General features: G+C 62.7%; 2 protein-coding genes. Both read right to left on the reverse strand.

What is annotated here, in order from left to right; all coding sequences use genetic code 11:
* Positions 1-2,101: catalase/peroxidase HPI (gene katG, locus RMO15_RS25430; RefSeq protein WP_309719326.1), on the reverse strand; the 2,101-nt coding region annotated here is incomplete at its 3' end.
* Between the two features lie 51 nt (positions 2,102-2,152).
* Positions 2,153-2,955 (reverse strand): LysR substrate-binding domain-containing protein (locus RMO15_RS25435; RefSeq protein WP_309719329.1); only part of this gene is annotated, 803 nt, incomplete at its 5' end.

Here is a 2,955-nt window from a genome sequence, read left to right on the forward strand (position 1 = left end):
GGCGCTTGGTAAAGACCCCGTGGGCCGTTGCACCAGCCTTGAGCACTCGTAGCCCCCCGACAAGCACCGTCATCTCGGGTGCGGTCAGGGTCAGGAGCTGGGCCTTGTCCACCAGAAGATCTTCTGCCTTTGCCGTGTGCATCGGGTTGAGGTAGTTGCGGAAGCCATCGGCGGTGGGCTCCAGCACGGCAAACGACGCCACATCGGTCTGCTCCTGCGAGGCATCGGCTCGGCCCGGCGTGAACGGCACTTTTACCGTCACTCCCGCGTTCTTCGCCGCTTTCTCAATGGCTGCACAGCCTCCCAGGACGATGAGATCGGCGAGCGAGACGGGCTTACCAAACGACTTTTGGATACCTTCGAGGACGCCAATCACCTTGGCAGTCTGTGCAGGCTGGTTGGCCTCCCAGTTTTTCTGCGGCGCGAGACGAATCCTCGCCCCATTGGCACCGCCACGCTTATCCGAGCCACGGAACGTCGCCGCCGAGGCCCATGCGGTTGCAACGAGCTCCGAGACGCTGAGGCCGGAGCCTAGAATCTTAGACTTGAGCGCCGCGATGTCTTTAGTGTCCATCCGCTTGCCCGTTACGGCGGGGATCGGGTCTTGCCAGATCAGGGTCTCCTTGGGCACCTCTGCGCCAAGATAGCGGGCGACCGGCCCCATGTCGCGGTGGGTCAGCTTGAACCAGGCACGGGCAAAAGCATCGTTGAACGCCTGAGGATTGGCTAGGAAGCGGCGCGATATTTTCTCGTACGCCGGGTCAAAGCGCAGCGCAAGGTCGGTGGTAAACATCATCGGGGCATGGCTTTTGGAGGCATCGTAGGCGTCGGGGACGGTGCCCGCACCGCCGTTGCCCTTGGGCTTCCATTGCTGGGCACCGGCGGGGCTCTTGGTCAGCTCCCACTCGAAGCCAAAGAGGTTCTCGAAGTAGTTGTTGCTCCACTTGGTGGGCGTTGCCGTCCAAGCGCCTTCGAGGCCACTGGTGATCGTGTCTTTCCCGCAGCCCTTGCCGTAGGTGCTCGTCCAGCCTCGTCCCTGCTCCTCAATGCTTGCAGCTGCAGGCTCGCGTCCGACGTACTTATCGGGATCGGCGGCTCCGTGGGCCTTACCGAGGGTGTGTCCTCCGGCGATCAGCGCGACGGTCTCTTCGTCGTTCATCGCCATACGGCCAAAAGTCTCTCGAATATCGCGGGCGGCAGCCAGCGGGTCAGGGTTGCCGTTGGGGCCTTGGGGATTGACATAGATCAGCCCCATCTGAACCGCACCCAGCGGCTTGTCGAGCTGACGATCTCCCGTGTAGCGCTTGTCACCGAGCCACTCGCTCTCCGCACCCCAGTAGATATCCTCCGATGATTCCCAGACATCCTCGCGTCCTCCGGCAAACCCAAAGGTCTTGAGCCCCGCCGACTCTAGGGCGCAGTTGCCCGTCAGGATCATGAGATCCGCCCAGGAGAGCTTCTTGCCGTACTTTTTCTTAATGGGCCAGAGAAGCGCGCGGGCCTTGTCGAGGTTGGCGTTGTCGGGCCAGCTATTGAGCGGCGCAAAGCGGAGCGTGCCAAAACCCGCCCCGCCACGACCGTCTTGAACACGGTAGGTTCCCGCGCTGTGCCAGGCCATGCGGATAAAAAACGGGCCGTAGTGTCCAAAGTCAGCGGGCCACCAGTCCTGCGACGATGTCATGAGCGCGAAGATGTCTTTCTTCACGGCCTTCAGATCCAGCTTCTTGAACTCGGCGGCGTAGTCGAACTTCTCGTCCATCGGGTTGGAGGCTGGGGTGTGCTGGCGCAGGATATTGAGCCGAAGCTGATCAGGCCACCAGTCGCGGTTCTGCATCCCACGCCCCGCCACGGCCTGCTGCTCCGGCGCGGCCTCTGCATGAAACGGGCACTTGCCCACTGTGCTGGGGATCGTAGGAGCACTCTCGGTGGGCTTCTCTGGTGCGAGAAGATCCGTAGGCACGCCTGGGAATGCGGCGGCGGTGGAGGCAACGGCACCGGAGGCTAGCGTGCAGCCTAGCGCGGCCAGAAAGTTCCGGCGGCTACTGGTCGGAGCACTATCGCCCTCGGGGCTCTCAACATCGTGATTGATATGGTTTGACATGCTCTCATTATCTCCGCGAGTGAGGGCAGGATCAACCCGGTTTCACCGATGCTAAGCTTCGGATTTTTCGATCAATGACTGCGTCTCGGGGAGGTGGCGTAGGAAAGCGACGAGGCTCTGGGCATCGCGGTCGTCTTGGCTGGTTTTTCGGATGACGAGGCCAATATCGCGACCGGGCTTGGGGGCGACAAAGGGCAGGACGCACACGGAGTCGTCGGGCTTGCGGGTGGCGAGCGCGGGAAGGATCGCGATTCCGAGCTGGGCGGCCACGAGGGCACGCTGTGTCTCCAGCCCGGCGGCATGGACGATGCGCTTGTGGGCCAGAAAAGCCGTTCCACACGCCGCGAGCACTTGGTCGCGTAGGCAGTGGCCTGGCTCCAGAAGGAGCATTTCGTCGAGCGGGACATCGGCCACGGTTAGCGCGGTCTTCTGCGCCAGTGCGTGCTGGTGGCTCACCGCTAGGCAGAACGGCTCTCGAAAGAGCGGGTAGACGGCCAGATCGCTCTCGTCCTGGGGGAGGGCGAGCAGCACCCCATCGAGCTGTCGGGCGCGGAGCTGACGCAGAAGCTCCTCGGTGAGCGCTTCGGTAAGCACGAGCTGGAGCTTGGGGTAATTGGCCTGGAGCGGCTGCAAGATCAGCGGGAAGAGATAGGGCGCAAGGGTCGGAAACGCCCCCAGGCGAAAGCGACCACAGAGCGGGGCACTCGCCGACTGAAACGTCTGCGCGAGGATCATGGACTCGTCTAGAACAATCAGCGCCTGCCGTACCACGCTCTCGCCCTCTGGGGTAAGTGAGACACTGCGACTTGTGCGGATAAAGAGGGGGACGCCAAAGGCTGCCTCGATCTTCTTCA

Origin of the sequence: Armatimonas sp. (assembly GCF_031410135.1) — a bacterium.
Taxonomy (GTDB): Bacteria; Armatimonadota; Armatimonadia; order Armatimonadales; family Armatimonadaceae; genus Armatimonas.